The following is an 18,374-nucleotide window of genomic DNA, read 5'->3' on the forward strand; positions in this document are numbered from 1 at the left end:
CCTCGCGTCAGGGTCCCACGAGAACGAAAGCGCCCCATGCCTGGGGGCGGTCCCGGCCCCGATCCCTGATGACCATCTGCCGGAGTTCCAACTGAGCATCCCGCAACGCGAGGTGCTTGTCCATGCCTGACAGCCACTTGCGATAGAAGAGCGTCATCAGCACGCGGGTCTCTTCGTCGGGCACCCTCCACAGGCTCATCATCACGCTCTGCGCACCGGCCAGTTCGAACGCCCGCCGCAGCCCGAACACGCCCTCGCTCTGCAGCACCCGCCCGAGGCCGGTCTCGCAGGCGCTCAGCACCACCAGCTCGGTGCCGCGCAGGTCGAGCATCGACGCCTCCAGCGCGGTCAGCACGCCGTCGTCGTTCGCGCCCGACACGCCTTCGTTGGCGCCGGCCAGCACCAGGCCGGAGCGCAGCATCGGATCGTCGGGCGTCCCGGGCCGCGCGCCCTGGCGCTCGAAGAAGCCGTGGCTGGCCACATGGAGCACGCGTGGATGCCGAACGCCCTTGAGGTAGGACTCGGTCGCCGCCTTGCCCTCGACGCTTTTCACCTGCCAGCCGGCGTCGGCCAACAGGCGCGACAGCGCCGCGATCTCCTCGCGCGTGCCCGGCAGCGGCGCAAAGGCTGCCCTGCCCGACGCGCTGCCGAAGTCCACGTCGCCGACCAGCACGGCGCCGTTCGCCGACACGGGCGCAGGGGCCGCGAGCAGGTCGCGCGTGCTCGACAGCAGGCGCAGGTCCAGCCTTTCGGCGAGCAGGCCGCCGCCGTCCCCGACGGTGGCCCAGGCGACCTGGTTCAGGATGTCGTCCGGGGCCAGGTGGATGCGCTTCGCATCCGCCAGCGCGGGCTCGAGCGGTGTCCAGAACGCTTCGCGGAAGCTGCGTTCGCCGGCCGGCGACGGATCGCGCGCCAGCCCGGCGCGCCGCCGGTAGTCCCGCATGGGTGCGGCCAGGCTGTCGGCATCGCCGAGCGCGACCAGCCGGGGAGGGCGGTCGCCGGGCGTCAGCACCAGCGCGGCGAAGCGGCGGTGCGCACTGCGGTCGTTGCCGCGGGGCGGCTCGAAGGCGATGTACTCGACCGCCGCCTCCTGCGCCTTCAGGGCCGCGCGAACGTCCTGCCATCGGGCGGGCCTGGCGCCTCGCTCCTCCTGCGCGGCGAACGCGGCCGAGCGTCTCGCCAGCTGCCGCTCGAGGTCGGCGCCTTCGCGCGCCAGCCGGTCGACCGCGTCGCCCGTCGCGCCGCGGCGCCGCAGGTTCGCCAGCAGGGTGCGCCGTTCGCGCAACCGCACCGTCAGCGCGATCGCCTGGGGGTCGCCCTCGCGTTCGATGCGCGCCAGCAGGGCGCGCACGCTGACCGCCACCATCCCCTTGCGCGCCAGCACCGCGTCGTACATGCCGCCGGCAAGCTCCGGCTGCCGTCCCGCGTAGGCCAGCACGAATTCGAAATAGGCCGAGAAGAACCGGTTCGTGTCTTCGAGCAGGCCCAGGCGCTCGTCCTCGCTCATGAAGCCGAAGTACTGCGCGAGCCGCGCCCGCAGGTTGGCAAAGGCCCGGTCGAAGAAGGCCTGGGCGCAGGCCGGCTTGCCTGCCGCGTGGCAGAGGGCGCCCAGGTCGATCAGGCTGCGTCCGAGGTCGGGATGGTCGGCGGGCAACCGCTCTCGGATCGCCAGTGCGCGCAGCATCAGGTCTTCGGCCTTCCGGTGCTCGCCGCGCTCCTCCAGGACCACGCCAAGGCCGTGCAGCGAGATCGCCGTGACCGGATGGCCGTCGCCGAAGGCGCGCAGCCGGATCTCCAGCGCCCATTCGAGCAGCCGCTGGGCGTCCCCGTACGCCCCTTCGCGCGCCTTCAGCGATGCCATCAGGCTGAAGGTCTCGGCGATCGCGGGGTCGCGGCTCGACCGGTCCGGCAGCAGCACCATGCTCTTTTCGGCCAGCGACCAGGCGTCCTGGAAGCGGCCTTCGCGGATGTACAGGTTGGCCAGGTTGTTGAGCCAGGTGGCGACGAACAGCTGCGGTGTTCCGATGCCGCCGCCGAGGCCCAGGGCCTGCTTGTAGAGCCGCTCGGCGTCATCGAGCCGGTTCACCCTGGCGTAGAACAAGCCCAGGTTGTTGAGCAAGGCCCCCATGTCCGCCGGCCCGACGCCCCAGCCATTGCGGCCGATGTCGACGGCGCGGCGCAAGGGCGCCTCCGCCTGGTCGTACTGGCCACCGTCGAGATAGGCCAGCCCGAGATTCGACAGCGCGGCCGCCAACCCCGGGTGGTCCTTGCCGAGCCGGGTTTCGGCTTGCGCGACCGCACTTTTCGCGGCCGCGACCGCTTCGTCGTAGCGGCCCTGGTCGAGCAGGACCACCGCCTGCCGGTTGATTGCATAGATCGCCTGGACCTCCTGCGGACCCTGGGCGCCGGCGCTCGCCGCAGCAGCCGCGACGATCGCCGCCAAGGCGAACTGCGTCACGAGCGGGTGCTTCATGGTTGCGGTCCTCGCCGGCGCGCGGCCGGCCTGGATCAGGCGCTCATGGTTCCGCTCGCCAGCCGGCGATCAGGCGCCTGATCACGCCGGCACCGCCCTTGGGGTCGGAGCCGATCGGGCGATCCCGGTACAGCGCGCGCAGTTCGCCGAGCACCTCGTTCAGCGCCGCGAGGTTGCGTTCGGTGTAGAGCCAGACGCCGGTGACGACGAAGTGCCCGGGCACGGTGGACGGCTTGGGCGCGACCTGGACGTTCTCGATCCCGATGCGATGCATGATTTCGGCCCGATCTGCCGAGTGCTGGGTGGCGCCGGCCATCATCGTCACGGGGCGCGTGAAGGCAAAACTCACCGCCTGCACCTGCTCGAAGTGCTCGACGACGAAGGCGCAGATCTCCAGGAAGACGAGCCGGCCCAGATGCCGAGCCTCCTCGAGACCGCTCAGCGGCGGCGTGAAGTGCTCCACCCGGATCTCGGACCCCGTCGGGCTGACCGGCACCGGGTCGAGGGTGCAGACCAGCAGCTCTCCGTCGTGTACCAGCATGGGTTCGCCCAGCCTGTACGTGGCCCCTCCGGGGCCGGTGATCCGAAGTTTCTTTGTCTTCATCGTCACATGCACGGGCCCGCGCCCGTTTCCTCCAAACCATGACCACCGACTGTAGTGGATCGCGCCGACCCCGGGCGGCGCGGAGGCGACAGCCCCGCTTCGTTTCTAGTTCTTCTTGAGGAACAGCCGCACGGCTTCCGCGCTGTGGCCGACCGCCTTCACGGCTTCCTTGAGCTGTTCGGCCGTGCAGCCGAGGGTTTCGGACCAGCTGCGCACCTCGTGGGGTTCGTCGATGGCGATCAGCTTCCGGTCGAGACCGGTTTTCTTCGGGTTGTCTGCCATGGCGGGTCTCCAAGGTCGCGAGGCCGCCAGTCTTGCGTGGCCCGGCGGCGTTGCTGTCCGCCATGTCCGACAATCCCTGTCGGCCAAGGCCGCGAGCGCCTCACGCGTTGCTCGTCGCCCGCACCTCGCCGAGGGTCGTGAGTCCCTGCAGCACCTTCTCGATGCCGTCCTGGCGCAGCGTGTGCATTCCGCCGGCCTGCGCCGCCGCGAGGATCGTCTCCAGCGGCGAACGGGCCTGCACCAGGCGGCGCACGTCCTTCGACACCGCCATCAGTTCATGGATGCCGATCCGCCCACGGAAGCCGGTCTGGCCGCAGGCCTCGCAACCCGGACAGGTCGAGCTCACGAGCTGGCCTTCGCGGCCGTAGCGGCGCAGCCAATGCGCCAGCACGGCATCGCGCGACGGCGGCTCCAGACCGTCAGCGAAGGCGCGCAGGTAGTCCGAAAGCAGTTCGTCGACTTCGGCCGCCGTCGCCGGGCGGCTGGTCACGCACTTCGAACAGAGCTTGCGCACCAATCGCTGGGCCTGGATGGCCAGCAGGGAATCGGCGAAGTTGAAGGCGTCCAGGCCCATGTCGAGCAGCCGGGTCACGGTCTCGGCGGCGCTGTTGGTGTGCAGCGTGGACAGCACCAGATGGCCGGTGAGCGAGGCCTCGATCGCCATCTTCGCGGTTTCCTCGTCGCGGATCTCGCCCACCATCACCACGTCCGGATCGGCGCGCAGGAACGCGCGCAAGGCTTTCGCGAAAGTCCAGTCGATGCGCGGGTTCACCTGGACCTGCCGCAGCCCGGGCTGCGTGATCTCGACCGGGTCCTCGGCGGTCCAGATCTTGCGGTCGGGCGTGTTGATGTGCATCAGCGCCGAATGCAGGGTCGTCGTCTTGCCAGAGCCGGTGGGGCCGACGCACAGCACCAGTCCGTACGGCCGCTCGACGGCTTCGCGCAGCTTCTGGAGATTGCGCGGCGACAGGCCCAGGTTCTCCAGGGCGATCGCATTGGCCGATGCCAGCAGGCGCATCACCACGTCTTCCAGGCCGTTGTTGGTCGGAATGGTCGCCACCCGAAGCTCCAGCGGATGCTGGGCCGAGAACTTCGAGAAGATGATCTTGCCGTCCTGCGGCTTTCGCTTCTCGCTGATGTCCAGGTCGCACATGATCTTGATCCGCGCGATGATGGCATTGCGATAGTTCGGCGGCAGCTCGAGATAGGTGAACAGGCGGCCGTCGCGGCGAAAGCGGATGCGGATCTTTTCGCGCCCCGGATAGCTCTCGATGTGGATGTCCGAGACGCCTTCGGCGTGCGCCTCGATGATCATCCGGTTCACCATCCGCACCAGCGAATTGTCCGACTGCTCGATGGGCAGCTCTTCGCTGGTCTGCTCGCGCCCCTCCTTCTCGAGCGTCTCGAGCAGTTCGCTGGCGTCGATGTCGAACTCGATCGGCCTGGACGGATCGTCGGCGGCCGCCTTGGCGTCCATCGCGCCGATCGCCTCGTAGGCCTTCTTGAGCACCTGGTCGAGATTGCGGCAATGGGCGAGGACCGGAATCACCTTCGCCTGGGCGATGAATTCGAGCTCGTCGATGGCGGCACGGCGACCCGACGGATCGTCGAGCGCCGCGATCAATCGCCCGTTCGACACCATCAACGGCATGACCTGCAGCCGTTGGGCCGCGCTGTGGCCGACCTTTCTGAGCGCCTCCACCGCGGCCGGGAAGCGGTCGAGGTCGACCAGGGGGTAGCCCATCTTGTGGGCCAGGGCCGATTGCAGGTCGCTGCGCGACAGGGCGCCCATGCGAACCAGTGTCTCGCCGAGCGGCACGGCGCGATCGAGCTGCTGGGCGGCCAGGCCCGCGTTCAATTGCGCGTCCGTGATGATCCCGAGCGAGGTCAGCGCCTGCCCGATTCGCACCAGCGGCATCCGGCCCTGCGCCTCGATGCGGGTCAGCAGTTCCTCGGGCGTGCAGACTTCGGTCGTCGACGTCGCGCTGCGAGGCGGGGCTGCAGGCACAGTGGTTGCGGTCATCGGTCTTTCCGGTTGAGCTTGCGACGCGCCATCGAAGACGCTCTCGAGACCTGGGGTCGAGGCGGGCGCTGCCTCTGCTATCGGCAGCGGCAGCGATTCATGAAGGCCTTGCCGCCAAAAAAATGCGCGCCGTCAGAGCATCCAGTCGATCGGCAGCGGCTCCAGCAGGCGCACGGCGGCGCGCTGCCACCAGCTCGTCAGCGGCTCGACCGCCACGGATCGACCGGTGCCGTCCACCCAGCGCAGGCCCCCGCTCCCGGGGTCGAGCCTCAGCTCCCAGCTGCTGCGCGGGGCGCGCACCTCGAAGACATGCGCGATCGCGCCAGCAAGCTCAGGGCTGTCGATGAAGAGGCCCAGCTCGGTGTTCAGCCTGGCCGAGCGCGGATCGAAGTTGAATGAACCGACGAAGACGCGTTCCATGTCCACGCCGAAGGTTTTCGCATGCAGGCTGGAGCCGGAGCTGCCCGATCCGCCGGGCATGCGGGGGCCCTCGTCCCGGCGCGCCGCCTTGGCGGCCTGGTCCCGCGGATCGGGCCGGAGTTCGTACAGCGCCACGCCCGCCGCCAGCAGCGGCTGCCGATGGCGTGCATAGCCCGAATGCACCACCAGGACATCGGTGGCGGCCAGCGAATTGGTGAGGATGCGCACCCGCACGCCGGCCCGCGCCAGGCCGGCGAAGTAGTCGGTGCCGGCATCGGTGGGCACGAAGTACGGCGACACCAGGTCGAGGCTGCGCGCCGGCACGCCGACGGCCTCTGCCATGTGATGCAGCAGCAATTGCTCCGGCTGGGCCAGCGCCAGTCCCTTGGACGGGTCGTCGACCACCAGGTGCGCGGGGGCCCAGACCAGCGAATAGTCCTTGCGGACCAGGCTGCCGTAGAAAGGCAGCTCACGCACCGCCTGCTTGTAAGTTGCGGCCGACTCGGAGCGCTCCACCAGCGCCGTCCGCTGCCGGATGGCGGCCAGGACTTCGGCAGGGGGCAGCGTCACCAGCGAGGCGATGGGATAGGACGAGGCACTGGCCCAATAGGCGTCGAATGCGCTCGAGACCTGCGCCACCGCCGGCCCCATCGCCAACACGTCGAGATCGGCGAACAGCACGCCATCGGTGGCGCCGAAATACTCGTCGCCGACGTTGCGGCCGCCCAGGATCGTGATCGCGTTGTCGGCAGTGAAGCTCTTGTTGTGCATCCGCCGGTTGGCGCGCGAGAAGTCGGTGATGAAGCCCAGCGGCTTGAACGGACGGAACAGGAAGGGATTGAACAGCCGCACCTCCACGTTGGGATGCGCGTCGAGCGCCGCCAACTCTTCGTCGAGCCCCGCATGGCCATGGTCGTCCAGCAGCAGGCGCACGCGCACCCCGCGATCGGCCGCCGAGCGCAAGGCCTCGAGCAGCAGATGGCCGGTGGTGTCGTTGCGCCAGATGTAGTACTGCACATCCAGCGTGCGCTCGGCGAGCTGCGCCATCTGCACCCGCCCTGCGAACGCTTCGCGCGGGTCTTCCAGCGTATGGATGCCCGTCAGACCCGGGTGCTGCGCCCCAAGGACGCCGACCGCCCGGCCGAGCGGCGTTTCGCGGGCTTCCGCGGCCGACAGCGCCTGCGACTCGCTGCGCCCCTCGAGCGGCGGCAGCGAGCAGCCGGCCAGCAGGCCGGCCAGCGCCAGCGCCAGCAGCCATCGCCCCGCGGCGCAGGGGCTCACAGGTCGAGCTTGCTGATCTTGGTTCCGTCGAGACTCAGGTTGGCCATCAGGCCGGCGTTGCTCAAGGCGAAGCCCACGATGGGCTGTTGAGCGGTCTGGGTGTCGATGGCTGCCGAGGCGCCGACCTTGAGCATGGTGACCGAGGCATCGGCACCGGCGGTCCAGCCATTGCTCGCGCGGAATTTGTCGAGCGCGTCCTGGGTCATGAAGAGCAGGAAGACAGCCTTGGAGTCGGCCCCGGCCAGCAGGCCGACCGAGGCGGCGGTGGTGCTGTAGTAGCCGACCGACTTGCCGCCGACGCGCAGCGCACCCTGTCCGTAGGAGCCGCCGACGCCCAGCCCGGCCGAAACCACCGAGGGGAACACCAGCACGCCCCTGGCCTTGCCGACCAGTTCGCGGGAGCCCTGCACCTGGGTATAGAGCTTGGACATGGCGCTGTCGACCGAGGCGTCGATGCTGCTGCGCTTGGCCGCCGGATCGCCGCTGGAGGTGGAGGTGGTGGTGCACGCAGTCGCGAGAACTGCCAGAAGCCCGCACGCGAGGAAAGAACGCTTGTCCATGTCTCACTCTCCTGTCGTTGTTGGTGCGGTCATTGTGCGCGCCGTGCTGGCATCGCTCAAGATCGCGATGCGCCAGGGCGCTATCGTGGCGATCGGTCTTGATAATTCGCAAGAAAGGAGCCGCCCTCATGTCCTCGTCCCGCCTCTTCGAACTGTCCGCCATCGATCTGCTGGCCCGCTACCGCGACCGATCCCTGTCGCCGGTGGAGGTCGTGCAGTCCGTGCTCGACCGCATCGGGCAGTGGGAGCCGAGCATCCGCGCCTGCTACGCACTCGACGCCCAGGCCGCGCTGCAGGACGCACGGGCTTCCGAGCAGCGCTGGGCACGGGGCGCGCCGCAAGGCGATCTCGATGGCGTGCCGATCACGCTCAAGGAGAACATCGCCACCCGCGGTACGCCCATGCCGCTGGGAAGCGCCGCCACCGAGCTCAAGCCTTCCACCGCCGACGCGCCGGCGGCGGCCCGCGTCCGCGAGGCGGGCGCCGTGATCGTGACGAAGACCACGATGCCGGACTTCGGCTTCCTGGGCGCCGCGCCGTCGAGCTTCCACCCCCTGACGCGCAACCCCTGGAACACGGCGCACAGTCCCGGCGGCTCCAGCTCCGGCGCCGGCGCCGCGGCGGCGGCGGGCTACGGGCCGCTTCACCTGGGCACCGACATTGGCGGCTCGGTGCGCATTCCCTCCAGCTTCTGCGGCGTGTTCGGACTCAAGCCCAGCCATGGACGCGTGCCGGTCGATCCGCCCGCGCCCGCCCGGGTGATCGGGCCGATGACACGCACCGTGGCCGATGCCGCGCTGCTCATGCAGGTCGTGTCGCGTCCCGATTCGCGCGACTACCTCGGCCTGCCCCCGCAGGACATCGCGTGGCAGCGCCTGGCGCGCGGGCCCACCGGACTGCGCATCGGCCTGTGGGTCGAACCGTCGGCTTCCGGCTGGCAAGTGGACGCGGAGATCCTCGCCGCGGTGCAGGCGGCGGCGCGCTGCTTCGAGGCGGCCGGCGCCATCGTCGAGCCGCTGAAGGACTGGACCACGGACGAGATGCAGTTGGGGCTGGTGCATTTCTTCACCATGCGCTGCCGCGTCGACCTGGCCGCCCTGCAACCCGAGCGGGCGAAGAAGGCGGCGGACTACATCCACGGGGCGGCCGAGTTCGCGGCCTCGCTGACACCGGAAGACAGCTTTCGCGCCTTCACGCGGATGCAGGCGATGCAGGCGGCCACGGCGGCCGCCACGGGGCCCTATGACTTCGTGCTGGCGCCGGTCTCGCCGGTGCTGCCCTTCGCCGCGGAGTCGACCGGCAGCGATGCGGAGATGTCCACGCGCGATTCGCATTTCACGGTGCCGTTCAACCAGTCCGGCCAGCCGGCGGCGTCCATCCACTGCGGGCACTCGGCCTCGGGCCTGCCGATCGGCCTGCAGATCGCCGGACGCCGTTTCGACGACTTGGGCGTGCTGCAGATGGCCCGCTTCTACGAGTCGGTGCGCGGACCGCAGGCGCCCTGGCCCGAGCCCACGTCCGCAGGCTAGGGCGGCGCCGACCCGAGCGCACCGGCGGCCAGCGCGAGGGTGGCGGCCGCGGACAAGGCCGTGCTGTAGGCATCGGCGTGGGCGTTGCGCGCCAGCAGCAGCTGGGTCTCCGCCAGCGTGAGATCGGTGATCGACCCCACGCCGCTGCGATAGGCGGCCAAGGCGGCATCGAAGGTCGTCTGCGCGGCCGACACCAGCGCGTCCGAGGCGTCGTGGGCGGAAAGGCTGGTGCGAAGGGCGTTGTCGGCGAGCACGATCTGCCGCACCGCGTCCTGGCGAATGCGCGTGAGCCTGGCCTCGGCGCTGTCGGCGTCGGCGCGCGCCTGCGCCAGCATCGCGTCGCGCGTGCCGCCGTCGTAGAGCGGGACCGTGACGCCGGCGAAGACCGTGACGCCGGTGCGCCTGCCGTTGATGTTGACGGTCGGCGGCTGCTGTCCCACGGAAGGCAATGCCGTCACGTTCAGGCGCCCCGAGTTGTAGGCGCCGGTCGCCGCCACGAACAGCTTCGGCATGAACTCCGCCTCGGCCGCCTGCACTTTCGCGAGGCTCGCCTTCTGCGCCGCATAGGCGCTCAGCACGTCGGGCCGGCGCGCCAGCGATTCGGAGATGATGCCCTCGACGGACGCGGCCATCGCCGGCGACAGCTTTCGACCCGACACATCGGCGACTCTGATCTTCGCGAGCGGCGACACGCCCATGGCCGTGAGCAGCCGCAGGTAGGCGTCCTGGATGCCGCCGGTCGCCTGGACGAGCGCCAGGTTGGCCTGCGCCGTGGCCTGGCGCGCCTGCGCCACCTCGATGACGGTCCCGATCCCGTGCTTGTAGCGATCTTCCGCCGCCGCCTGCACCGCCTGGGCGTTCTTCAGCGACTGCGACGCGGTCGCCAGGCGGGTGCGCGCCGCGGCATGGGCGTAGAAGGCCAGGCTGACCTCGTAGATGACCTGCTGATGCGCCGCGGTGAATGCGATGTTGGAGATCAGGGACGCCTGCCTGGCGGCCTCGATGACGGCAGTTCTCTGGCCGAAGTCGAACAGCAGCCATTCGAGCGACAGCGCCGAGATCACGCCGCTGCCCGACTGGTTGCTGTCGCCCCCGATGCCGAGCACGCTGTCGTTGGCCCGGCTCGACTGGTAAGCGCCCACCGCGCTGGCGCTGAGCCTGGGCAGGTAGGTGCTTTCGGCAATGCCGGCGGCCAGTGCGACGCGGCGCGCATCGTTCCAGGCGATCCGCGTCGCCGGATTGCTCGACTCCGCAAGGTCGATGAGCTCGGGCAGGGAATAGATCCTGGCGTCGTCGATCGCCGGCGCCGGTGGAAAGCTCGCGGCCGCCGGATCGGCCGGCAGGACATAGCCACCGGTCGCTTCCGCCGGGCCTTTCTGGCCGGCAAGCCACTCGCCGCGGTCCGTGGTCGCGGGCGTCCAGGGCCGGTCGAACCGGGGCGGTGCCATGTCGAGCGCCGAGGTGGCGCAGCCGGCCAGGCAGGCCGCCAGCGCGCAGGCGAGCGCGACGTCAAGCCGGCGCATGCGGAGCCTCTCCCTGCTGCGTTGCGTCGGACGGATGGCCGAGGCTTCGCGCCAGGTTCTCGAACTGGGCTTCGAAGCTCTCGCGCTCGCCGGAAGCCTCCGTCGGGTTGCCGACGCCTTCGGCGAGACGGTCGAGCCGGGCGGCGATGGCGCCGCTGCCCGCTGGGTCGAAGCGGGCGCCCAGCAGCAGCGGCCCCTGCAGTGCCGCGATCTCCCGGGTCACGCGGCGTCGCGCATCCAGCCAAGCCTGGGCCGGGCGGACGCTGCGCGGCTCGTAGTGGGCGAGACCGACGTCCTGTTCGAGCGTCCCGAGGGCCGCGCGCGCTTCTCCCGCCAGCGCGTAGCGGCGCGGCCGGCTGGCCGCCGCCACCATCGCGCCCAGGCGCCGCAGCACGGAAGCGATGGCAGGATCGATGCGCCGTGTCACGCTGACCGGCCAGATCGTCGTGAACATCAGGTAGACCACGAGGTTGCCGAACAGGATGCCGATGACCCGGTCGCGGGCGATCGTCATGTCGAAGCCGGGTCCGGTGCCCTGGATCACGCACAGGAAGAACGCGAATGCGATCTGGAAACCGGCGTACGAGATGCGGGGCGACCCGGCTGCGACCCATGCCGACGCGAACGCCGCCAGGAAGACGATGGCCAGCAAGCCACCGATCGAGCTCAGGTAGGGCATGACGAAGACGATGGCCGCGAGTCCGGCGGCGGCGCCGACCAGGCAGCCCGCGATGCGCAGGGTCAGCTTCTCGACGGTCTCGGCCGCGGTTCCGAGCGACACGATGTAGCAGGTGATCAGGCTGGTGTGGATGCCGGGCCAGTCGAGCATCGAATAGACGAAATAGCAGAACATGGCCGCCGCGGTGGTCTTGAGCGCGTACTGGACATGCTCCGGATTGGTGAAGGCGTCTGGCAGGAAGAAGCCGCCCGCGCTTTTCTCCGGCTGCGATGTCGTTGCAGGAGCGGGCGGCTCGGCGAAATGCAGCAGCGCCTCCTGCATGTCCTCCAGGATCGCGGCACCATCGGGCGGCAGGCCAGCCTTGGATGCTCCAGCCTCCGGGTCGATGTCGACCGGGTAGCCGCCGGCGCGCAGGATCGATGCCATCTCGTCGAGCGTTCGCGCCACGCGATCGCGCAACGCGGGCGGCCACGGGGCCCCGTCGCCGGACACCAGCTCGGCCAGCAGCAGGATCTGGGTGACGGACGCGGTGGCCTGGCGAAGCGCGGCGAGGTCCTCCGCCTCGGATGTCTTCTCGACAGCGGCCATCTTCAGCCAGGTCAGGATCTCGCCGGTTCCTTCCGAGAGGAGTTCGGCGACGGCTCGCCGCGCGCCCACGTCGGGCGCCCGCAGGACGGAGGCCGCAGCGGCCAGCCGATGCGCCAGCGCGCGCTCCGCCAGGCGCCGCGGCGCCGGCCCGGCCAGCAGGTGAACGACCACCGACACGCCCACGGGAATGCCGACGAAGAGCCAGGCGTAGAGGAGGGCGCGGGTCGCCAGCTCGCCGATCTGGGCGTTGCTGAGGAGATCGAGCGCATAGGCGACGATCAGCGCGAGGATGCCGCCGACCGGCCGCAGCTTGCTGGAGGAAGCGACGAACAGCAGGCCGAACGAGAGCAGCGCCATGGTGGCCACGCGCAGCAGCGGGTGGTCGATGACCCCCATCGAGACCGCCATCACCGCGCCGATCACCAGCGTGATCAGGAACAGCATCGCGAGGCCAAGGACCACGCTCGTCGCGCGGTCGGGCTTGATGACGAAGAAGCACACGTAGACCGTGAGCGCGGCCTCGGGTGTCTGGAAGACCTCGACCACCAGCGTGGTGAAGGCGCAGAGCAGCGCCAGCCGCAGCGCGAACGCCCATCGGCCCGGCGCTGGCTTCAGCAGCGCGAGCCAGCCCGCGAGGCCTCCGGGGTGCTCACCGGCAGGCGTGGCCATGCTGCACCTCGACGACCGCCGTCGCACCCAGCCGCATCAGGGCCTGTGGCGGCTCCTCGAGGCGGACGCGGACCGGAAAGCGCTGCGCGACCCGCACCCAGTTGAGGGACCGCTCGACATAGGGGAGAGAGCGTGGAAGATTGACGCGGCCGGTATCGAGCACGCCCGACCCGATGCCCTGCACGACGCCCGCGATCGCCTGCCTGCGATCGATCATCGAGTAGACGGTGGCGCAGTCGCCTTCGGCGATGCCATGGAGATCGTTCTCGCGGAAGTTCGCGACCGCGAACCACTCGCCGGTATTGATCAGCGTGAAGAGCGTCTGCGACGGCACGATCATTTCCCCGCTGGAGACGGTCAGGCCGACAATGCGCCCGTCGTGCGGAGCGCGGACGGTGGTGTCCGCTAGCGCTCGCCGGGCGATGGCGAGCGCGGCCTCGCGCGCGCGCACCGTGGCTTCGGCGGCCGCCTCGGTGTCCACCGCCCGCGCGGCGGCGGCCTGCTGTTCCTGCGCCTGTCGCAGGCTGGTCGCCGCGTCGCGCTGTGCCGTCTGGGCCTGGTCCAGCTGCTGCGCCGGCACATAGCCCTTGGCGGCGAGCGGCCGCAGCCGCTCGACGGTGCGTTCGGCATGGGCGAGGTTGGTGGTCGCGCGCCGGGTCTGCTCGCTGGCGACGACCGCGGTCGAGCGCTGCGTCGACAGCACGCGACGCTGCGTCTCGAGCGTGGCGCGGGCAAGATCGAGGTCGGCCTGGGCCTGCGCCACGGCGAGCCGCAAGGGTTGCGGATCGATCTGGAACAGCAGGTCGCCCTTGGCGACCGAGACGTTCTCGGCGACCGGAATGTCGATGATCCGCCCGCCGACGGCCGCGGCGACGTGCACGATGTCGGCATCGATGGTGGCATCGTCCGTCGACGGCAGGCTGGCGTGCCGCCGCAGCACGTAGATCCCGAAGGCGATGGCGATGGCGATGATCGCCAGCGAGACCAGCTTGCCCCAAAGCGGCGGACGGCGGATGCCTGCGGCCTTCATGCGCTATGCGAACCAGGACAGCCAGGCGAGCAGCGCGAAGCACAGGCCGATCGACATGCACACGAAGAGCTGGAACGGAAGCGCGCCCGCCAATCCCGTGGCGACGAACAGCACGCGGGCGCCGATCGAGGCGGCGATGCCGAGCAGCACGCAGAGCATCCAGGCCGGGAAGTAGGCGCCGAACAGCGCGAACGATGGTGCACCGGGGTGTGCGCAACCGGTCAACCCGAGCAAGACCAGCGGCCGCGCCCAGCGCGCAGCGCCCGGTCGTGGAGCCTCGGTCTTGGGGCAGCCTCTTTGCATGGCGTCGGACGTCATCCTTCAGGGTGGCGGGGGGGCACCGGGGCGAATTCTAGGGCCTGTTCAAGGAGCTAGGCAGAACGCGCAGTAGCGGTTTGCGGCAACTCGGAGCTACTTGCCGCTCCCACCGCCGCCTCCGCCTCCACCTCCACCTCCGCCCCCGCCGCCGCCTGAACCTGAACCTGAACCGCTGCCACTTCCACCGCCGCCGCTCGACCCACTTGACCCACTCGAACCACCCGAACCACTCGAACCACTCGAACCACTCGAACCACTCGAACCACTCGATCCACTCGATCCGCTCGACCCGCTCGACCCGCTCGACCCGCTCGACCCGCTCGACCCGCTCGACCCGCTCGACCCGCTCGACCCACTCGACCCACTCGATCCACTCGACCCGTGTCCCGAAGACGAGCTGGAAGAGCTCGAGCTGCCGCCAGATCCACTGCCAGGGCCACCCGGCTCTATCAACACCTCGTTGACGACGATGCGCCGCTGCGCGTCCATACGGCCATTCACGCGCACGAACTGATTCGGCACGAGATCCGACGGGTTGCCACCCTTGACGAGCGACTGCGCATCGAGTTGGAGACTTGCGCCCTTGTCGAGGCTGAGCGATCTGGCATCAATGTCCTGCACATAGCCTTCGATGACCACGTCCCGGACCCGGCCCAGCTGATCGACCGTAGGGTCTGCCGTCACTCGTTGCGCCACCAGCGCCTCGCCGTTCCAGCGACCCGTGACAAACACTTCGGTGCCGCGTTCGGCATTGCTCGGCGCCACACCGGCATTCAGTTGAACGCGTGTCCCGCTGACCTGCATCGCATTCGGAGTTTTGGCCTCAACACGCCCTGTGAGTTGTGCCGTTCGCGATCCTGTGATCGTGGGAAGCACCTCGAGACGCGACACAACGAGCGTGCCATCGGATCGACGATGCCCGCTTAGCTGGACCCAGTCGCCGATGCGCTTGCCATTCAACACCGCGGCCGGCAGCACCCTCGCGGTTTGACCGAGGAGCCGCACGGTCCCTGCGGATGCGTCGATCGCTTCCATCGGCCCCACGAGCGAGTGCGTCACTGCGATGGCTTGCGCAAACATGTCGTTGCCTGTGCCGGTCGCGCGCACCGCGACCACCTGGCCGACGGCCAGTTCGCGGGCGGACACCGGTTGGCCGTTGTCCGTGACGGGCGTAAGGGCGTCGAAGTGCACTTCCAGGCCGTTGACACAGATGCTGGCAAAACCGGTCACCACACCGACGATGCCCGTGCCGCCGATTCCGCCCGTCGGGTCAGCCGCTCGTGCCGAAACGCCTGTGCCTCCGATCCCGCCCGTGGCGTCTTCGCCGCCTGATCGCGCCGTGATGCCAGTGCCGCCGATGCCACCCGTCCCACCGCTGCTTTGGTCTCCTCCCGACGCCATCGGAATGCGCCCGAAGGGGTTCATGAGTGCTGCGCCGGCCTCGCAGGCGTTCCGACCCTGCGCTGTTGCGGCGGAAAATGGCAGCAGCACTGCCGAGAACAGCATCACGCCGGTCGCAAGCCCGCGAAACATGCGGTCGGTCATTTCGATCCCTTTGCCTTCTTCTTCGCGAGCGAACCAGGTTCAGTGGCGGGAGGCACCATGTTCTCTGCGTAGAAGTAGATCCCGAAGGTCATGCGCTGCAGTTGCGACGTCTCCGCGCGCGCGCGCTTCGTAGATGCCAGCGCGTTCTTGTTGACCGCGACCAGCGCCTGCATGCCCAGGGTATTGGCCTGTTCTGCGAGCTTCGCAATCGTGTCCGCACCCAGTCCGTCGTAGTGCACGCTGCGCTCCATGAAAGGCGGTTGCCCGCCCAGGAGGTTGTGCGCCGCTGCCGCCGCATGGTCGTGGAGGTTGTGGCCCAGATAGAAGCTCATCTCATCGAAGCCCTTCGTCGGTACGAAGGCCCCGACGTTCAGGCGCACGCGTCCGTCTTCGTCGATATGCACCACACCCAGGCGCAACCATTCATCCAGGACGACCCGGGGACGAATGTCACGGTTCACCTGGGCAACCAAGGCCTCGAACGACAAGTCTCCGCCGTCGCTCGCAAAACGGGCCAACGGCAGAGGGGCACCGGTTCTGCTTATGTAGGGCGGGGCGCCCATCCACCGCGCGACCACCTGTGCGCCGAGCGACACCACCGCGGGGATGGTCTCTTCGCCAGACTCCATCGCCTGTCTCAGCCGGCTCACTTCCTTGCGATGAACACCGGACACAAGGCTTACACGACTGTCCGTGGGCGGCTTGTCGTCGATTCGGAAGTCGCGATCGGCGACTTCGACAAAGAGCGACTTCAACAACTCGCTGGCAAAGGTGAACGTCACGCCGCGGGACAGCATGAGCTTGACGAGGGGGCGCAGCGCATGGCTCAGCGCTCGGACGAACGCGCGCGGTGGGCGGGAGCTGGTGGATGCGACGGCGTCGGACATGGGCACAGGCTGAGATCGATCTTGTGGGAAATTGTCACACAAATATTGACGTGGGCATATTTCCCACATAGTCTTCGGATCACGTGGGTAACTTTCCCACGTTTTTCAACTTCTACTGGAGAGCGACATGGACAAGTTCAGAAGGACTGCCACGGCCAGCATCGTGGCGTTGGCGATGGGTGTGCTCTTGAATCCCGCGATGGCGCACGGAGGCGGAGGCGGAGGCGGTGGCGGTGGCGGAGGCAGTGGTAGTGGCGGCGGTGGCGGCGGCGGTGGAAGTTCCGGCGGCGGCTCGAGCGGGTCGGGGGGACCTGGCGGATCTGGGAGCTCCGGAGGTTCGGCCGGCTCGGGATCGTCTGGAGGGTCAAGCAGCTCGAGCGGTCCTGGCAGTTCTGGCGGATCCGCGACGGCAAGCAATGCAGGAAGCGGGCATGCAGCAGGGCAGGAAGCGGGCCATGGCCTCGGCCATGCTGCGGACGACGCGCCAGGCCACGACAACGTTGCAGGTCCGCATGGCGTGGGTCATGGCGCAGACGACGCACCCGGCCAGCGGTAACCCGCGGAGAGACGAATTTCTCATCAGTCGGATGCTCGTGGGCTTGGGCAGCGGCCGCTATTTTCGAGTTGCTTGCGACGTGCCCGCCTTCGTTTTCGCATTTCGGGAATGATGAGCTTGACCACTAGACTGCCTGTCGGCGTTCTGAACGTATCGTATCGCCCGGCACATTCCAGTGCGTCGCCGTTATCCAAGTAGAACTTGGGCTCACGCTGCTTCTCCTCAGCGCCGTACGCAGTATGAACATAGTACGCTTGCGTGCGTCGAAAGACGAGGTGCCTCTGCCCGTCTGTCCCAACTGCTCGAAATACATCGGTTCGCATTTGAGTCTGCCTTCAAACCGGGACACCAGCTTGGCGAACGCGAAATCCTTTTGGTGTAGGAGGTTTGGCCGGGTCATTGCTGTCAGAGTCTGACTCGCCGTTGCACCAAGACGCCTGCGAAGCTCCAGTCCATCCGCCAACTACGGAATCTGCGCCTTCGCCGCCTTCGTCGCAATCAGTTGGATCAGCAGCTCATCGCGCTGGCGCAGCATCCCGGGGAAGTCGCGCCCCGCCAGCTCGGCATCGACGCCTTGCGCAATCTGCTGGATGTAGTCGTCCGTTTCCGGATACTTGCCGAGGTCGCGTGCCCATTCCCGCTGGGAGGCACCCAGATGCTGCAGCAGGTGGGTGATGCCGCCGGGACCGCCGGAGGCGTGCAGGTTGATGAACGGGCCGAGCAGGGCCCATCGCAGCCCGGGACCGTGCGAGATCGCGGTGTCGATGTCTTCCACCGAGGCCACACCTCTTTGCACCAGCGAGATGGCTTCCTGCCAGAGCGCGACCTGCAGGCGGTTGGCGATGTGGCCCTTGACTTCCTTCTGGATGCAAATGGCCTTCTTGCCGGTCGACGCGTAGAAGGCCATCGCCTTGGCCACGTTCTCGGCGGACGTCAGCTTGCCGCCGCCGACCTCCACCAGGGGAATGAGGTGGGTGGGATTGAAGGGGTGGCCGAGCACGATGCGCTCCGGATGCCTGGCGCCCGCCTGGATCTCACTGGCGGACAGGCCGGACGAAGACGAAGCGATGAGGACATCGGCCTTCGCTGCCGACTCGATGGTCGCAATCAAGTCGTGCTTCACGTCCAGCCTTTCGGGGCCGCTCTCCTGGATGAAGCTGGCGTCCCGGACGGCTTGCGCCACATCGGACGTGAAAGACAGCCGGTCCCTCGACGCGCCGTCGGCCAGGCCGAGGGCCTCGACGGTCGGCCAGGCGGCGTCGACCAGGCCCCGCAGGCGCTGCTCGGCACCAGGGGCCGGATCGGTGGCCGTGACGTCGAAGCCCCGAGCGAGGAAGTGCGTGGCCCAGCCTGCACCGATGACCCCCGTGCCGACCACCGCCAGCTTGCTGTGCTCTGGTTTCATGA

The 18,374-nt window shown here is 68.9% G+C and carries 15 protein-coding genes; 2 read left to right on the plus strand and 13 right to left on the minus strand.

What is annotated here, in order from left to right:
- Positions 1–7 precede the first annotated feature (7 nt).
- From QTI68_RS28465 to QTI68_RS28490, 6 genes are all read right to left on the minus strand, one after another.
- Complete coding sequence (locus QTI68_RS28465; protein WP_286526502.1) at positions 8–2,473, minus strand: CHAT domain-containing tetratricopeptide repeat protein; 2,466 nt, start codon at positions 2,471–2,473, stop codon at positions 8–10.
- A gap of 43 nt (positions 2,474–2,516) precedes the next feature.
- Complete coding sequence (locus QTI68_RS28470) at positions 2,517–3,014, minus strand: hypothetical protein (RefSeq protein ID WP_286526503.1); 498 nt, start codon at positions 3,012–3,014, stop codon at positions 2,517–2,519.
- 168 nt (positions 3,015–3,182) lie between these two features.
- Positions 3,183–3,359 (minus strand): DUF3606 domain-containing protein, encoded by a 177-nt coding sequence (locus tag QTI68_RS28475; RefSeq protein WP_286526504.1) that lies wholly within the window; start codon positions 3,357–3,359, stop codon positions 3,183–3,185.
- A 100-nt stretch (positions 3,360–3,459) separates the two neighbouring features.
- Positions 3,460–5,382, minus strand: a complete 1,923-nt coding sequence (locus tag QTI68_RS28480; RefSeq protein ID WP_286526505.1) for a GspE/PulE family protein — start codon at positions 5,380–5,382, stop codon at positions 3,460–3,462.
- Between the two features lie 132 nt (positions 5,383–5,514).
- The gene (locus tag QTI68_RS28485; RefSeq protein ID WP_286526506.1) at positions 5,515–7,083 is read right to left on the minus strand and encodes a phospholipase D family protein; all 1,569 of its coding nucleotides are present in this window, start codon (positions 7,081–7,083) and stop codon (positions 5,515–5,517) included.
- The gene (locus QTI68_RS28490) at positions 7,080–7,643 is read right to left on the minus strand and encodes a BPSL1445 family SYLF domain-containing lipoprotein (RefSeq protein ID WP_286526507.1); all 564 of its coding nucleotides are present in this window, start codon (positions 7,641–7,643) and stop codon (positions 7,080–7,082) included. The genes QTI68_RS28485 and QTI68_RS28490 overlap by 4 nt, the downstream gene beginning before the upstream one ends.
- Before the next feature lie 128 nt (positions 7,644–7,771).
- Between QTI68_RS28490 and QTI68_RS28495 the strand changes: the two genes are divergently transcribed.
- Entirely contained in the window at positions 7,772–9,172 is a 1,401-nt protein-coding gene (locus QTI68_RS28495; protein ID WP_286526508.1) for an amidase, read from the plus strand.
- Here QTI68_RS28495 and QTI68_RS28500 read toward each other — a convergent pair.
- The 6 genes from QTI68_RS28500 to QTI68_RS28525 all read right to left on the minus strand — a co-directional run bounded on the left by QTI68_RS28500 (position 9,169) and on the right by QTI68_RS28525 (position 16,411).
- Entirely contained in the window at positions 9,169–10,695 is a 1,527-nt protein-coding gene (locus QTI68_RS28500) for a TolC family protein (protein WP_286526510.1), read from the minus strand. The two genes, QTI68_RS28495 and QTI68_RS28500, sit on opposite strands and share 4 nt — an antisense overlap.
- Positions 10,682–12,631, minus strand: coding sequence for an FUSC family protein (locus QTI68_RS28505; RefSeq protein ID WP_286526512.1), 1,950 nt, complete (start codon positions 12,629–12,631; stop codon positions 10,682–10,684). Before QTI68_RS28505 ends, QTI68_RS28500 begins: the two co-directional genes overlap by 14 nt.
- Positions 12,612–13,661, minus strand: coding sequence for a multidrug transporter subunit MdtN (mdtN, locus tag QTI68_RS28510; RefSeq protein WP_286526514.1), 1,050 nt, complete (start codon positions 13,659–13,661; stop codon positions 12,612–12,614). Before mdtN ends, QTI68_RS28505 begins: the two co-directional genes overlap by 20 nt.
- A gap of 3 nt (positions 13,662–13,664) precedes the next feature.
- Positions 13,665–13,964, minus strand: a complete 300-nt coding sequence (locus QTI68_RS28515; RefSeq protein ID WP_286526515.1) for a YtcA family lipoprotein — start codon at positions 13,962–13,964, stop codon at positions 13,665–13,667.
- A gap of 108 nt (positions 13,965–14,072) precedes the next feature.
- The gene (locus tag QTI68_RS28520) at positions 14,073–15,524 is read right to left on the minus strand and encodes a DUF5666 domain-containing protein (protein ID WP_286526516.1); all 1,452 of its coding nucleotides are present in this window, start codon (positions 15,522–15,524) and stop codon (positions 14,073–14,075) included.
- Positions 15,521–16,411 (minus strand): DUF6502 family protein, encoded by an 891-nt coding sequence (locus QTI68_RS28525; protein ID WP_286526517.1) that lies wholly within the window; start codon positions 16,409–16,411, stop codon positions 15,521–15,523. Before QTI68_RS28525 ends, QTI68_RS28520 begins: the two co-directional genes overlap by 4 nt.
- 455 nt (positions 16,412–16,866) lie before the next feature.
- On the opposite strand from QTI68_RS28525, the gene QTI68_RS28530 reads away from it, so the two are divergent.
- A complete protein-coding gene (locus tag QTI68_RS28530) occupies positions 16,867–17,079 on the plus strand; it encodes a hypothetical protein (RefSeq protein ID WP_286526518.1) in 213 nt (70 codons plus the stop codon).
- 351 nt (positions 17,080–17,430) lie between these two features.
- On the opposite strand, the gene QTI68_RS28535 is transcribed toward QTI68_RS28530, so the two are convergent.
- Positions 17,431–18,372, minus strand: a complete 942-nt coding sequence (locus tag QTI68_RS28535) for a 3-hydroxyacyl-CoA dehydrogenase NAD-binding domain-containing protein (protein ID WP_286526519.1) — start codon at positions 18,370–18,372, stop codon at positions 17,431–17,433.
- Positions 18,373–18,374: the final 2 nt, after the last annotated feature.

It is taken from the genome of Variovorax sp. J31P207 (assembly GCF_030316965.1).
GTDB lineage: Bacteria > Pseudomonadota > Gammaproteobacteria > Burkholderiales > Burkholderiaceae_C > Variovorax > Variovorax ginsengisoli_B.